The sequence below is a fragment of the Streptomyces mabaensis genome (assembly GCF_053763515.1).
Genome location: NZ_JBSOPZ010000070.1, coordinates 1 through 13,862, shown reverse-complemented (window position 1 = coordinate 13,862; position 13,862 = coordinate 1). Strand labels below are relative to the sequence as shown.

Genomic DNA, 13,862 nt, shown 5'->3' with positions numbered 1-13,862 from the left:
GTCTACAAACACCTCACCCACCGGCACACCACCCCCAAACCCCTCCCACAGACCCCTTGACCATCCATAGGAGCTTCGGTCCGACCCGGCCCGCCATACTCACAAAGCGGGCGGCCCCGGGTTTCGCCGCACAACCCACCCCCGGGCACCGTCGCCCCCCTACCGTCTGCGCGCTCGCCACAGCAGGTACAGCGCCGATGCCACGGCCGCCGTGCGGACCACTGCCGGCCAGGTGGCCGAGAACTCCTCGCCCAGCGCTCCCTGCGCCAGCGGTTCGCCCCAGCGGCCTTCGGACCGGCCCCACAGCCAGACGATCCCGCCCGTCGCCACCAGCCCCGGCAGGCCGAGCGTCACCCACTTCGCCTCGGCGCGCGACAAGGTGCGCGTGGCGTAGACGAGGAGCCAGCCCGCACCCAGCGCCAGCCAGGAGCCGAGGATCGCGCCGGCGACCAGCAGGGCGGCGGCCAGCAGGAGCAGGGGGTTGGCGAGCGGGGCGCGCGCGGCCGGCGCCGCGACCACGGGCGCGCCCGGCGCGGGCGCGGGACGACGGCGGAGCCGTCGCCGCCACCCGCCCGCGGCGCCGTCCGCCTCGCCGGCCGCGCCGCGGCGCTTGGTCAGCGACCAGCGGCCCGGCGGAGGGACCGGCGGCGGCGCCGGCGGGGCCTCCGGAGGCGTACGGGGCTCCGGCGGGCGCAGGAGTTCCGGGATCTCCACGCCGCCCACGAAGCCCGGTACGTCGTCCCCCAGGCTGTACGGCCCCGGCTCGATGCGCCACCAGTCCGGTTCGCTGCCCTGCGGGCCCAGTTCGTCCTCGCCCGCCAGGTGCGGCGGTGACGCCGCCGTACTCGGCACCTCCGGCCGGGGCGGACGCGGCCGCGGCACCCGGCGGCGCACCGGCGGGTCCTCCCCGTCCGGCTCCGGCGCGGCCGGGGCCGGCGCCGTGCCGTCCGTGGCCGCCGCCACGACGTCCTCGGGGCTGCCCAGCCGGCCCAGGATGCGCCGCACCCCGGCCGGATTGTCCGCGGTCTGCTTGGCGCGCTGCTTGTCGATCTCGCTGCGCAGCGTCGACACCAGCCGCATCCGGTCGCAGGAAGGCAGCTGGCGCTGCTGGGCCAGGTCGCCGACCCGGCTCAGATAGTCGTAGACGAGGTGGTCGCTCTCGATCCCCACGAAGTCCCCTCCGGTGCTGCCCAGTTGCGGACCGCGTGCCTCCGACGTTAGCGCCTGGCGCGCGGAGTCGCCGTACACAGCGGCTACGGTGGGTCGGATGGGCCCCTCGGACGGGGCCGGCGAGCGCAACCGGGAGGCGCACGTGCCCGAAGACAGTCCGCGCACGGCGAGCGGCGGCACGGGCGAGGGACGGAGCGGTACGGCAACCGCCCCGCGGTCCCTCGCCGAGGCGCTGCGCGCCCGCGACGACGCCTCCCTGTCCGCACTGCTGCGCGCCCGCCCCGACCTGCTCTCCCCCGTCCCGGGCGACCTCACCCAGCTCGCCACCCGCGCCGGCACCCGCGCCTCCGTCGTACGCGCCCTGGAACGGCTGGACCGCTTCGCGCTCCAGACCGCCGAAGCCCTCGCTGTGGCCCCGGACCCCGCGCCGTACGCCACGCTCCTCGCCCTGCTCACCGGCGACGAGGACGACCCGGACACCGCGGCCGCGCTGCCCCGCGCCGTGGCCGGTCTGCGCGAACAGGCCCTGATCTGGGGCCCGGACGACCGGCTGCGCCTGGTGCGCACCGCCCGCGAGCTGCTCGCCCCCTCCCCCACGCACCCCTCTCCCACCGGGCTCGGCCCGACGGTCGCCGAGGCGACCGCCGGTATGTCGCCCGGCCGGATCCAGGAGATCGTGGCGGCCGCCGGACTGCCGCCCACCCACGACCCGGTGTCGGCCGTGGCCGCGCTCACCGCCCTGTTCACGGACCGCACCCGGATGTCGGCGCTCCTCGACCAGGCCCCGGCGGAGGCCCTCACCGTGCTGGGCCGGCTGGTCTGGGGTCCGCCGTATGGAGAGGTGACGGCCAGCCCCACCCCGCCCGTGCGCTGGTTGCGCGACCGTGGGCTGTTGCTGCCCGCCTCCACGCGTACGGTCGTACTCCCCCGGGAAGCCGCCCTGCATCTGCGCGCCGGGCGCGCGCACCGCACACCCGAGCCCCTGCCGCCTGCCGTCGCGCCGGCGAAGGAACACCGGCCCCAGCTGGTGGACGCCAATGCGGCGGGCCAGGCCCTCGGCGCGCTCGACGCCGTCGAGGATCTCCTGAAGGAGTGGGACCACGGCGGCCCGGCCGTGCTGCGCGCCGGCGGGCTCAGCGTCCGCGACCTGCGGCGTACCGCGACCGCCCTCGACATCCCGGAGACGACCGTCGCCTTCTGGATCGAACTCACCTATGCGGCAGGCCTGTTGGCGCCCGACGGTGAGGCCGACGAGCGGTACGCGCCCACGCCCGCCTACGACGACTGGCTCGCCCTGCCCGTCCAGGACCGCTGGGCGCGTCTCGCCACCGCCTGGCTCTCCGCGACCCGCACCGCCGGTCTGGTCGGCGGCCAGGACGCCAAGGGCCGCACCCTGTCCGCGCTCGGCCCCGACCTGGACCGCGGCTCCGCCCCCGAGGTGCGGCGCCGCGTACTGGACCTGCTGGCCGGCCTGCCCGAGGGCGCCGCGCCGGACGCCGACAGCCTGCTGGCACGGCTGCGGTGGGAGCGCCCCGCGCGCGGCAGCACCGGTGAGCTGCGCACCCGGCTTGCCCGCTGGACCCTGACGGAGGCGGAACTCCTCGGCGTCACCGGCCGCGGCGCGCTCTCCACCCACGGCCGCGCCCTGCTGACCCCGGCCCCGGCGCCTGGTACGGCGCCCGGCCGCCGCCCCGCGGCCGCCGGATCCGGCCCGCTTCCCGCCGCCACCCCCGTCGAGACCGCCGTCGCCGCGCTGCTCGCGCCCCACCTGCCCGAGCCGCTCGACCACGTACTGCTCCAGGCCGACCTGACCGCCGTCGCCCCCGGCCCGCTGCAACGGCCGCTCGCGGACACCCTGTCCGTACTCGCCGACGTCGAGTCGAAGGGCGGCGCGACGGTCTACCGGTTCACCCCCGGGTCCGTGCGCCGCGCGCTCGACGCCGGGCGCGCCGCCGCCGACCTGCACGCCTTCCTCGCCGCGCACAGCCGTACCCCGGTCCCGCAGCCCCTCGCGTACCTCATCGACGACGTGGCCCGGCGGCACGGCCATCTGCGCATCGGGGCCGCATCGGCGTACGTCCGCTGCGACGACGACGCGCTGCTGAACGAGATCCTGGCCGACAAGCGTTCCCAGGCGCTCGGCCTGCGCCGCCTCGCGCCCACCGTGCTGGCCGCCCAGACCGACCCGGCCACCCTGCTCGACGGCCTGCGCGCGCTCGGCTACGCGCCCGCCGCCGAATCCGCCGAGGGCGACGTACTCATCACCCGCCCCGACGCCCGCCGCACCCCGCCCCGCACGGCGCCCGCCCCCGTCCCGGAGGGCCCGCCGGTGCCCGACGCCACGCTGCTGGGCGCGGCGGTGAAGGCCATACGGGCGGGCGACCTCGCGTCCACCGTGGTCCGCAGGGAGCCCGCCGTCGCCGCACCCGGCAACGGTGTCCTCCCGCGCACCACCTCCGCCGAGACCCTCGCCACCGTCCAGGCCGCGGCCCTCACCGGCTCCGCCGTCTGGATCGGCTACGTCAACGCGGACGGCGCGGCCAGCCAGCGGGTGATCGCGCCGGTGCGGGTGGAGGGCGGGTTCGTCACGGCGTACGACCACACCGCCGACGAGGTGCGTACGTATCCGCTGCACCGCATCACGGGCGTGGCGGAACTGGCCGACGACCCGGCCCAGGCCCCCGGCCGGGGTACCCCCTAGCGAGTCGCCGGTGCGCGGCGCCTGCTGCGCACCGCGCGCCCGAGCCGGCGGCCCAGGAAAAGGTAGTACCCGATCAGCGCACCGGTCGTATTGAGGATCACGTCGTCGATGTCGAACGCCCGCCCCTGGACGATCGCCCCCTGCGCGAGCTCCACCAGCACCATGACCGCCACGGTGAGGAACACCACGCGCAGCAGCCGCAGCTGACGGGGCACCAGCACCGGCAGCAGCACCCCGAACGGCACGCCCAGCAGCAGGTTGCCGCCGACCTGCTTCGCCGCGGCGAGGAAGGTGTAGTCCTCGGCGTACTTCCGCAGCGAGGCGCCGGGGCGGAGGTTGGTGGTGACCAGGTCCTCGGAGGCCGGGGAGGGTACGAGCGTCAGCTTCGCCAGTACCCACGAGAAGGCCACGAGCCCGGCCAGCGCCGCGCCGACGGCCAGTACCCGCAGCACGGTCCGGCCCCATGAAGGTCTGAGACTTGCGTCAGTCGCCATAGCACCCCGCTTACCCCCGGCGGCCCGCCGCAAAATGACCGGCCAAAATGACTGGCTCAGAAGGAAGTCGGGTGCGCAGGCTGTCTCCATGGACGAACCAGAAGAACCGAAACACCGGATCCGGGCGCTTCACACGGCCACGACGGTCACCGTCTACCAGGCTTACGCCCCGCACCTCGGCCTCCCGGCCGCCCGCGACGGCCGCTTTCCCGCCGCCTGGAAGCGGGAGCGCATGACCTGGATCAAGCCCTCGTTCCTGTGGATGATGTACCGCTGCGGCTGGGCCACCAAGCCCGACCAGGAGACCGTCCTGGCGGTCGAGATCACGCGCGAGGGCTTCGACCACGCCCTGCGCCACGCCTGCCTCTCGCACTACGCCCCCGGCCTCCACCCCGACCGGGACGCCTGGCAGCGCGCCCTGAAGCGCGCCCCGGCCCGCGTCCAGTGGGACCCGGAACGCGACCTCCGCCTGAACCCGCTGCCGTACCGCTCGCTGCAGCTGGGTCTCGCGGGCGAGACGTCACGCGCGTACGCCGACGACTGGACGGTGTCGATCACGGACGTCACCGCGTCGGCCCACGAGATCCACGCCCTGGTGCGCGCCGGCAAGGAGAGCGAGGCCCGGGCCCTGCTGCCCGAGGAGCGCCCGTACCCGGCGGGCGACGACCTGCTGGCGCACCTGCGCGTGCCCACCGGGGCGGCGTAACGCCCGCCGGACGCCGGGCCGCCCACGCCTCCCGGCCGCATGCGGCACACTGGAGGTTTGGCCGTACCGGCCGATCAGTGCGGGAAAGGGCTGAGCGTTGAACGGACCCCTCATCGTCCAGAGTGACAAGACTCTGCTCCTGGAAGTCGACCACGAGCAGGCCGACGCCTGCCGCCGTGCCATCGCCCCGTTCGCGGAGCTGGAGCGCGCGCCCGAGCACATCCACACCTACCGGGTGACGCCCCTCGGGCTGTGGAACGCGCGTGCCGCCGGGCACGACGCCGAGCAGGTCGTGGACGCGCTGGTGGAGTTCTCCCGGTACCCCGTGCCGCACGCGCTGCTCGTCGACGTCGCCGAGACGATGGCCCGGTACGGGCGGCTCACCCTCTCCAAGCACCCCACCCACGGTCTCGTGCTGACCACCACCGACCGGCCCGTCCTCGAGGAGATCCTGCGGTCGAAGAAGGTCCAGCCGCTGGTCGGGACACGGATCGACCAGGACACGGTCGCCGTGCACCCCTCGGAGCGCGGCCAGATCAAGCAGACGCTGCTGAAACTGGGCTGGCCGGCCGAGGACCTCGCCGGGTACGTGGACGGTGAGGCGCACCCCATCGAGCTGGCCGAGAACGGCTGGGCGCTGCGCGCGTACCAGAAGCAGGCCGTCGAGGGGTTCTGGCACGGCGGGTCCGGGGTCGTGGTGCTGCCCTGCGGCGCGGGGAAGACGCTCGTGGGCGCCGGGGCGATGGCGCAGGCCAAGGCGACGACGCTGATCCTCGTCACGAACACCGTCTCCGCCCGTCAGTGGAAGCACGAGCTGGTGAAGCGGACCTCGCTGACCGAGGACGAGATCGGCGAGTACAGCGGGACGCGCAAGGAGATCCGGCCGGTCACGATCGCGACGTACCAGGTCCTGACGACGAAGCGGAAGGGCATCTATCCGCACCTGGAGCTGTTCGACTCCCGCGACTGGGGGCTGATCGTGTACGACGAGGTGCATCTGCTGCCCGCGCCGGTCTTCAAGTTCACGGCCGACCTCCAGGCCCGGCGGCGGCTCGGGCTGACCGCGACGCTCGTACGTGAGGACGGGCGCGAGTCGGACGTCTTCTCGCTCATCGGCCCAAAGCGGTTCGACGCGCCGTGGAAGGAGATCGAGGCGCAGGGCTACATCGCGCCCGCCGACTGCGTCGAGGTCCGGGTCAACCTGACGGACGGCGAGCGGCTGGCGTACGCGACGGCGGAGACCGAGGAAAAGTACCGGTTCTGCGCGACGACCGCGACCAAGCGGAAGGTGACGGAGGCGCTGGTCGCCAAGCACCGGGGCGAGCAGACGCTGGTCATCGGGCAGTACATCGACCAGCTGGACGAGCTGGGCGAGCACCTGGACGCCCCGGTCATCAAGGGCGAGACGAGCAACGCGCAGCGCGAGAAGCTCTTCGAGGCGTTCCGGCAGGGCGAGATCTCGGTGCTCGTCGTCTCGAAGGTCGCGAACTTCTCGATCGACCTGCCGGAGGCGACGGTCGCGATCCAGGTGTCGGGCACGTTCGGGTCCCGGCAGGAGGAGGCCCAGCGGCTGGGCCGGGTGCTGCGTCCGAAGGCGGACGGCCACGAGGCCCGGTTCTACTCGGTGGTCGCGCGCGACACGATCGACCAGGACTTCGCGGCGCACCGCCAGCGGTTCCTGGCCGAGCAGGGCTACGCGTACCGGATCGTCGACGCGGACGAGCTGCTGGCGGGCGAGCGCTGAGGTGAGAGCGCTGAGGTGAGCGCTGAGGTGAGCCGCTACCGCGTCTCGTCGGTCGAACCGGCGTAGGCGCGGGGCCGCCGCGTGCGGCGGTCCGGTCCGCCCGGCGCCGGCGCCGGCGCGGTGTCGCGCTGGCCCGGCACCGGCCGTGCCGGGCCGCCCGCGTCGCGGGCCGCGCGGGCCGCGAGGAACAGCAGACCGGCGGCGATCAGCGGGTAGGGCGAGGCGAGAGGCTGCTGCCACCAGGGCAGCTGGAGGTCCAGGTCGCCCCGGTGCGGTACGAGCCAGAAGGTGCGGGCGGTGAAGACCACGGCGACCGCCGCCGCCGTACGTACGTACCCCTCCGCCACCAGCACCGCGAGCAGCGGCACGCACCACACCCAGTGGTGGGACCAGCTGATCGGCGAGACGAGCAGGGCCGTGAAGGCGGTGATCAGGACACCCCAGGTCTCCCGGCCGTCCCGGACGGCCGACCGCCGCGCGAGCCACAGGCCGGCGAGCCCGGTGACCGCCGCGGCCGCCGGCCAGACGAGACCGGGCTCGGGCGTGTGCAGGACGCGGGCGAGCAGGCCCTGGAGCGACTGGTTGTCGACGATCCACGGTTTCCCGACCCGGTCGGTCTCGAAGATCCGCCGGGTCCAGAAGTCGACGCTGGCCCCGGGCAGGACGAGCGCTCCGAGCAGCACGGTGCCGGTGAAGGAGGCGAGGGCGGTCAGCCCGGCCCGTACCCGGCCGGTCAGCAGGAGATAGACGATGAAGACGGCCGGGGTGAGCTTGACTCCGGCCGCGATGCCGAGCGCGAAGCCCTTCCCGAGCGCGCCGTCCACGCGGGCCAGGTCCCAGAGCACGAGGCAGGCCAGGGCGAGGTTGATCTGGCCGAAGAGGAGGGTCTGGAAGACGGGCTCCAGCCACAGTCCGACCGCGGTCCCGGCGAGGACGATGCCGGGGCGGGCGGGGATGCGGGCGAAGCGGCAGGAGAGGTGGACGAGGAGGGCGAGAAGCGCGGCGTTCCCCGCCACGAAGACGATCTTGAGCGTGGCGACGGGCAGCCAGGTGGTCGGTACGAAGAGGATCGCGGCGAACGGCGGATAGGTGGCGGGCAGGTTCCACCGGGTGACGGTGAAGCCGTACAGATCGGTGCCGTTGGCGACTGCCGCGCCCTCGGCCCGGTAGACGAGGGTGTCGGCCATGGGAATGCGCTGGACGACGCACAGCACGGCCAGCGCGGCGAGGGAGCCGGCGAACAGGACGCCCGAGGCGAGGAGCAGGGGTCGGGGTCGGCTGGCGAAGCGGCTCCGGATCACGCGCGTGACCCTAGTGGATCCCCGCGCGTCCGGCGCGCTCGCGACGCCTCGGGGGCGCCGGGGGCCGGTGGGCCGGGGCGTCGATGGGCCGGGGCGCCGCCAGCTCGGGCCGGTTCGGGCTGGGCCGGGCCGGCTTGGGCCGGGCGGGGTCAGTGGCGGACGACGACGCCCGCCTCTTCCGCGTACTCGCCGAGGACGATCACGCCGAACGCGGCGGAGGCGAAGACCTTGAGCGCCCGCAGGGCATCGCCCAGGCGGTGAGGGTGGTGCGTCCCGGAGGCTGCGGTCGCGCCGCGGTGCGGAACGCTCTGGGAGGGGTGGAAGGCTGCACTACTCATGCTTCCATCATGGGATTCCGCTTCTCGAAAAGCATCGATCCGAGGTCGCAACCTGCCGCCCGCGCGCATACGCCGCAGGACCTGTGCCGTCCCCCAGGGCCCTTAGGGGGAAGCGCCTCCGCCCTCATTTATTCGTTCGCCCGGTCCGCGCGTGCTGGCTAGAATCGCCCGTCTTGCCGCCTCCCGAACCGTGCTGCCGTCAGCAGCCGGGGGAGCGCCGCCGCCCGGACGGAAACCGGCCGGCCCCCGTTCCCGCCGTTCCGCCCGTTCCGCCGTTCCGCCCGCTCCCATGCTCACGCCCGGAGGCAGCATCGTGCCCGCGCACGCACCCGTTCCCCCCGACGACGCCGAGGACGCGCCCGGCCCCCTCGCCCGCGAGCGCGCCCACCTCGCCGCCTCCCGCGCCGCGCTCCGCGCGATGCGCGAGGACGTGGAGTCGCTCGACATCCGCGACGTCACCGCGAACTGGGTGAATGCCGCTGTCCTGCGGGCCCAGATCGAGGACCGAGTCAAGGCCCTCGCCGACCTGACCCACACCCCGCTCTTCTTCGGCCGCCTCGACTATCTGCACGCGCCCGGCGTGGAGTTGGCCGAAGGGGCGGGCGGCGAGCAGTTCTACATCGGCCGCCGGCACGTCCACGACGCCGACGGCGACCCGATGGTCATCGACTGGCGCGCGCCCGTCTCCCAGCCCTTCTACCGCGCCTCGAAGAAGGACCCGCTGGACGTGGCGCTGCGCCGCCGCTTCGGTTACACGGGCGGCGACCTCACCGCGTACGAGGACGAGCACCTCACCGACCCGGTGGAGACCGAGCAGACCGCGCGGACCAGCAGGCTGCTCCAGGCCGAGATCGAACGCCCCCGCGTCGGCCCGATGCGTGACATCGTCGCGACGATCCAGCCCGAACAGGACGAGATCGTACGGTCGGGCCTGTCCGGCAGCGTCTGCGTGCAGGGCGGCCCCGGCACCGGAAAGACGGCGGTGGGCCTGCACCGGGTCGCGTACCTGCTCTACGCCCACCGGGAGCGGCTGGCCCGTACCGGCACGCTCGTCATCGGACCGAACCGGTCCTTCCTCCACTACATCGAGCAAGTGCTGCCCGCGCTTGGTGAGTTGGAGGTCAAGCAGGCGACGGTGGACGATCTCGTCGCGACGCACGCGGAGGTGCGCGGTACGGACGACGCGCGGGCGGCGGTGATCAAGGGCGACGCGCGGATGGCCGAGGTCCTGCGCCGGGCGGTCCGTTCGCACGTCACGACGCCCACCGAGCCGGTCGTGGTCGTGCGCGGCTCGCGCCGGTGGCGCGTCCCGGCGTACGAGGTCGAGGAGATCGTCGCCGAGCTGCTCGCCCGCGACATCCGCTACGGCGCCGCGCGCGACGCGCTCCCGCAGCGCATCGCGCACCCGGTACTGGTGCGGATGGAGCAGGCGGGCGAGGCGCCGGACGACCGGGTGCAAGACGCGGTGGCCCGCAACCCGGCGGTCAAGGCGGCGGTGAAGGCGATCTGGCCGCCGGTGGAACCGGCGAAGCTGGTCCTGCGGCTGCTCTCGGACCCGGACTTCCTGGCCGCCCACGCGGAGGGTGTCCTGTCGCCCGACGAGCAGAAGGCGATCCTCTTCACCAAGCCGGCCCGCAGTGTGCGGGCGGCCGCGTGGTCGGCGGCGGACGCCGTGCTGATCGACGAGGCGCAGGATCTCGTCTCGCGCACGCACTCCCTCGGCCATGTCGTCCTCGACGAGGCGCAGGACCTGTCGCCCATGCAGTACCGGGCGGTGGGCCGACGCTGCACGACCGGCTCCGCGACGGTGCTCGGCGACCTGGCGCAGGGTACGACGCCGTGGGCGACCCGGAGCTGGGCGGAGGCCCTGGCGCACCTGGGCAAGCCGGACGCGGCCGTCGAGGAACTCACGGCGGGCTTCCGGGTGCCGCGCGAGGTCATCGCGTACGCGTCACGTCTGCTGCCGTCGATCTCGCCCGGCCTGGCGGCGGTGTCCTCGGTGCGCGAGACGCCGGGCTCGCTGGAGGTACGCCAGGTCACGGGCCTGGACGCGGCGATCGCGGACCTGGACGCGGCGGTGGTCGCCGCGTGCGAGGAGTCGCTGCGCCACGAGGGTTCGATCGGCCTGATCGCGGCCGACGCGCGGGTGCCGGCTCTGGCGGAGGCGCTGACGGCGGCGGGTCACGCGTACCTCTCGCCGGGCGAGGAGACGACGGCGGCGTCCCGGCTCACGCTGGTCCCGGCGTCGCTGGCGAAGGGCCTGGAGTACGACTACGTGGTACTGGACGAGCCGTCGGCGGTGGTGGACGGCGAACCGGACGAACGCACGGGCCTGCGCCGGCTGTACGTGGCCCTGACCCGAGCGGTATCGGGCCTGACCGTCCTGCACGCCGCCCCCCTCCCAGCGGAGCTGGCTGACGATCAACCCCGGGATGTGAGGCACTGATGCGTATCGCATACGACCGGGACAACGACACGCGTACATCTACCTGGTGGACGGCATTCCAGACGGCGCGGCCGCCTCCCAGGTCTCCGTCGAACCGCCCCATGGCAATGCGGAAATCACCCTGGACTTCGACGCCAACGGCTCGCTGCTCGGCATCGAGGTGCTGGGCGCCGCAGCGGTACTGCCCCCGGCCGCCCTCGCGTAGGTCCTGTCCGGACGATCAGGCGCTGCCGTACCTCCGCTCGCGCCGGCGGCAACATACGGGCGGCCCCAAGCCTCATCGCCTGCGGCGGCCCCGCCCCGGGGGCGGGGGCGGGGGCCGGGAAGCCGGCCCGGCCGCGTCAGCCCACCGCCTCCCGCCATTCCGCCACCGCCGCCGCGTCGACCCCCGTCGACCACCCGCCCGGCCGCGCCGCGCCGCCGATGTGGAACGCGTCCACTCCCGCCGCCCGCAGCACCGGCACGTGGTCCAGGCGGAGGCCGCCCCCGACCAGGAGCCGCGGCTCGTACCCCGGCTCACCCCGGCGCGCCGCCTCCGCGAGGAGGACCGGCAGCCCGGCGTCCACGCCCTCCGCCGCGCCGGCGGTGAGGTACGTGTCGAGGCCCGGCACCTCCGCGAGCTGCTTGCGCAGCTCATCGCGGTCCCGCGCCTGGTCGATCGCCCGGTGGAACGTCCACCGGCACCCCTCCAGCACCACGGCCAGCCGCTCCACCGCGACCAGGTCCGGAGTACCGTCCGGGTCCAGGAAGCCGAGCACGAACTCCTCCGCGCCCTCGCCCCGCAGGGCCTGCGCATCCCGTACGAGCGCGTCGACGTCCCCGGCGGCGAACCCGTCCGTCGCTCGCAGCATCACGCGCAGCGGGATGTCGACGGCGGCGCGGATCGCGGCGAAGGTCTCCCGCGACGGCGTGAGCCCGTCGGCGGCGATGTCGGTGACCAGTTCGAGGCGGTCCGCACCCCCGGCCTGGGCAGCGATCGCGTCCTCCGCGTTGAGGGCGATCACCTCCAGCACTGCACGGTTGCTCATGTGACCCCATTCCTTCGAGATTCCTTCGACATACCTTCGACCGACGTACTTTCGACCGCTCATCACACTTATAGGTCTAGTCCAATGGCCACGACCACCCTAAGGGCCGCCTCCCCACCGCCGCATCACCCACGCCACAATGACCGACATGGCCGAGCACCCCGCCCACAACGACCTCCGACACCGCTGGGCGGCCGCCGTCCCGCATGCCGACGCGGAGCGGTACGCCGACAACCTGCTCGCCCGCTGGGCCGAGCCGCAGCGGAAGTACCACACCACCGACCACCTCCTGGCCGTCCTCGACCGCGTCGACGAACTCGCGCCGTACGCGGCGGACGCGGACCTCGTCCGGCTGGCGGCCTGGTTCCACGACGCGGTCTACCGCCCCGACCGCTCGGAGAACGAGGAGCGCAGCGCGGCCCTCGCCGAGCGCGCCCTGCCCGAGCTCGGGCTCGACGAAGCCCGCACGGCCGAGGTCGCCCGGCTCGTACGGCTGACCGTCACCCACGATCCGCAGCCCGGCGACGCGAACGGCGAGGTGCTGTGCGACGCGGACTTGGCGGTCCTGGCGGCGGACCCGAAGACGTACGCCGCTTACGCGGCCGCCGTCCGGGAGGAGTACGGCTTCGTACCGGACGACGCGTTCCGCGAGGGCCGGGCGGCCGTACTGCGTCAGCTGCTGGAGCTGCCGGCGCTGTTCCGTACACCGTACGGACAGGAGCAGTGGGAGGAAAGGGCCCGCCGGAACCTCACAACGGAACTGGACCTGCTGAGCACGTAGCGGGTGGGGCCGGGGGTGCACCGTGGCCGGGGGCGGGTCGTGCGGGAAGGACAGACCCGCGCCCGGGGGCGAGTCGCGCGGGGAGGGGGCCGCCCGGTTGTGATGATGGCGGCTCCGTGCCGGGCGTCAAGGGCGCTCCCTGCGGTCGCGTCGCTGCGCGATGGGCTGCGCCCACCCTGGACTCCCGTCCCTCCACCGCTACTGCTTGTTGAGGGGGCGGCCCCCGGAGCGGGGCCCCGGGGCTGCTGATCGGTTGGTCCCGGCCCGCTGCCGGCCGCAGGCCGGTGGGCGGTTACGGGACCCGGTCACTCCGGGATGAGCCCGGCCCCGGCCAAACGGCCACCAGGTGGTGGGTGGTGCGCGGTCGGTCCGGGATGGGTCCGGCCCCGGCTCAGCGGCCACCAGGTGGTGGGTGGTGCGCGGTCGGTCCGGGAGAGGTCCGGCCCCGGCCAAGCGGCTGCTAGGTGGTGGGTGGCCAGGCGGCGCGACAGGCCCGGGATGGGCCCGGCCCCGGCCAAGCGGCTGTTACGTGGTGGGTGGCCAGGCGGCGCGACAGGCCCGGGATGGGCCCGGCTCGGCCAAGCGGCCGCAGGCCGGTGGGCAGGGCGCCATCTTCTCGCGGGGGCCCGGCCCCGGCTCAGCGGCCGCCGGGTGGTGTGGATGCGGCAGACTCGTCGTGCGCCCGATCCGGCCCAATGCCCGCAGGCCGGTGGGGCGTTGGCGAGTGTGGCAGGCCCGGAAGTGCCCGGACAGGGCTCTGGGCGGCCGTCAGGCCGTTGGAGCCGAGGTATGGCGACATCAGTCCGCATGCCGGGGTCCGCCGAGCCTCAATCCTGCCCGATTTGCCGGGGTTTGTGGCCTGCTTGCGGGCCCCCTCGGCCGCTTGGTGTCAATCCACCTCGGATTGGGCGTTGTCCCGGTGCAACAGGCGGCCGTCGGCCGCTATGCCGAGGCCAGCCGTCCCCGAAGTGGCCGCGTGTCTTGCCCCTACCCACCGGGCTGAGGCCACCGACGAAAGCCGGGCCACTCCCGGAGCTCAGGTGGGGCCCCGCTCCCCGGGGCCGCCCGACACTCACCTGCACCAGCGGGACGGGGCGGACAGAAGCTCCTATGGATGGTCAAGGGGTCTGTGGGAGGGGTTTGGGGGTGGTGT

The 13,862-nt window shown here is 74.3% G+C and carries 11 protein-coding genes; 6 read left to right on the top strand and 5 right to left on the bottom strand.

What is annotated here, in order from left to right; translation table 11 throughout:
- Window positions 1–159: 159 nt before the first annotated feature.
- Entirely contained in the window at window positions 160–1,170 is a 1,011-nt protein-coding gene (locus ACWV17_RS33470; protein WP_455362622.1) for a hypothetical protein, read from the bottom strand.
- Between the two features lie 97 nt (window positions 1,171–1,267).
- On the opposite strand from ACWV17_RS33470, the gene ACWV17_RS33465 reads away from it, so the two are divergent.
- Window positions 1,268–3,871: a helicase-associated domain-containing protein gene (locus ACWV17_RS33465; protein WP_455362621.1), complete on the top strand. Its 2,604-nt coding sequence runs from the start codon at window positions 1,268–1,270 to the stop codon at window positions 3,869–3,871.
- On the opposite strand, the gene ACWV17_RS33460 is transcribed toward ACWV17_RS33465, so the two are convergent.
- Window positions 3,868–4,365 carry a VanZ family protein gene (locus ACWV17_RS33460; RefSeq protein WP_455362620.1) on the bottom strand — a complete coding sequence of 166 codons (498 nt, stop codon included), beginning with the start codon at window positions 4,363–4,365 and terminating at the stop codon, window positions 3,868–3,870. The two genes, ACWV17_RS33465 and ACWV17_RS33460, sit on opposite strands and share 4 nt — an antisense overlap.
- An 88-nt stretch (window positions 4,366–4,453) precedes the next feature.
- On the opposite strand from ACWV17_RS33460, the gene ACWV17_RS33455 reads away from it, so the two are divergent.
- Both ACWV17_RS33455 and ACWV17_RS33450 read left to right on the top strand, forming a co-directional pair.
- Window positions 4,454–5,071, top strand: a complete 618-nt coding sequence (locus ACWV17_RS33455) for a DUF4291 domain-containing protein (protein ID WP_455362619.1) — start codon at window positions 4,454–4,456, stop codon at window positions 5,069–5,071.
- A gap of 97 nt (window positions 5,072–5,168) precedes the next feature.
- The gene (locus ACWV17_RS33450; protein WP_455351077.1) at window positions 5,169–6,815 is read left to right on the top strand and encodes a DNA repair helicase XPB; all 1,647 of its coding nucleotides are present in this window, start codon (window positions 5,169–5,171) and stop codon (window positions 6,813–6,815) included.
- 35 nt (window positions 6,816–6,850) lie between these two features.
- On the opposite strand, the gene ACWV17_RS33445 is transcribed toward ACWV17_RS33450, so the two are convergent.
- A complete protein-coding gene (locus ACWV17_RS33445; protein ID WP_455362623.1) occupies window positions 6,851–8,059 on the bottom strand; it encodes a glycosyltransferase 87 family protein in 1,209 nt (402 codons plus the stop codon).
- 206 nt (window positions 8,060–8,265) lie between these two features.
- The gene (locus tag ACWV17_RS33440; protein ID WP_455351075.1) at window positions 8,266–8,454 is read right to left on the bottom strand and encodes a hypothetical protein; all 189 of its coding nucleotides are present in this window, start codon (window positions 8,452–8,454) and stop codon (window positions 8,266–8,268) included.
- A gap of 289 nt (window positions 8,455–8,743) precedes the next feature.
- On the opposite strand from ACWV17_RS33440, the gene ACWV17_RS33435 reads away from it, so the two are divergent.
- Entirely contained in the window at window positions 8,744–10,900 is a 2,157-nt protein-coding gene (locus ACWV17_RS33435) for a HelD family protein (RefSeq protein WP_455362618.1), read from the top strand.
- A 46-nt stretch (window positions 10,901–10,946) separates the two neighbouring features.
- Complete coding sequence (locus ACWV17_RS33430; protein ID WP_455362617.1) at window positions 10,947–11,105, top strand: DUF2283 domain-containing protein; 159 nt, start codon at window positions 10,947–10,949, stop codon at window positions 11,103–11,105.
- A gap of 136 nt (window positions 11,106–11,241) precedes the next feature.
- Here ACWV17_RS33430 and ACWV17_RS33425 read toward each other — a convergent pair whose 3' ends face one another.
- Window positions 11,242–11,928, bottom strand: a complete 687-nt coding sequence (locus ACWV17_RS33425) for a copper homeostasis protein CutC (RefSeq protein ID WP_455362616.1) — start codon at window positions 11,926–11,928, stop codon at window positions 11,242–11,244.
- A gap of 139 nt (window positions 11,929–12,067) precedes the next feature.
- On the opposite strand from ACWV17_RS33425, the gene ACWV17_RS33420 reads away from it, so the two are divergent.
- A complete protein-coding gene (locus tag ACWV17_RS33420) occupies window positions 12,068–12,709 on the top strand; it encodes an HD domain-containing protein (protein ID WP_455362615.1) in 642 nt (213 codons plus the stop codon).
- Window positions 12,710–13,862 lie beyond the last annotated feature (1,153 nt).

Bases quoted from the DNA above. Each gene is read 5' to 3' on its own strand.
- ACWV17_RS33440 (WP_455351075.1), bottom strand. From the start codon at position 8,454: ATGAGTAGTGCAGCCTTCCACCCCTCCCAGAGCGTTCCGCACCGCGGC.
- ACWV17_RS33460 (WP_455362620.1), bottom strand. From the start codon at position 4,365: ATGGCGACTGACGCAAGTCTCAGACCTTCATGGGGCCGGACCGTGCTG.
- ACWV17_RS33420 (WP_455362615.1), top strand. From the start codon at position 12,068: ATGACCGACATGGCCGAGCACCCCGCCCACAACGACCTCCGACACCGC.
- ACWV17_RS33455 (WP_455362619.1), top strand. From the start codon at position 4,454: ATGGACGAACCAGAAGAACCGAAACACCGGATCCGGGCGCTTCACACG.
- ACWV17_RS33425 (WP_455362616.1), bottom strand. From the start codon at position 11,928: ATGAGCAACCGTGCAGTGCTGGAGGTGATCGCCCTCAACGCGGAGGAC.
- ACWV17_RS33465 (WP_455362621.1), top strand. From the start codon at position 1,268: ATGGGCCCCTCGGACGGGGCCGGCGAGCGCAACCGGGAGGCGCACGTG.
- ACWV17_RS33435 (WP_455362618.1), top strand. From the start codon at position 8,744: ATGCTCACGCCCGGAGGCAGCATCGTGCCCGCGCACGCACCCGTTCCC.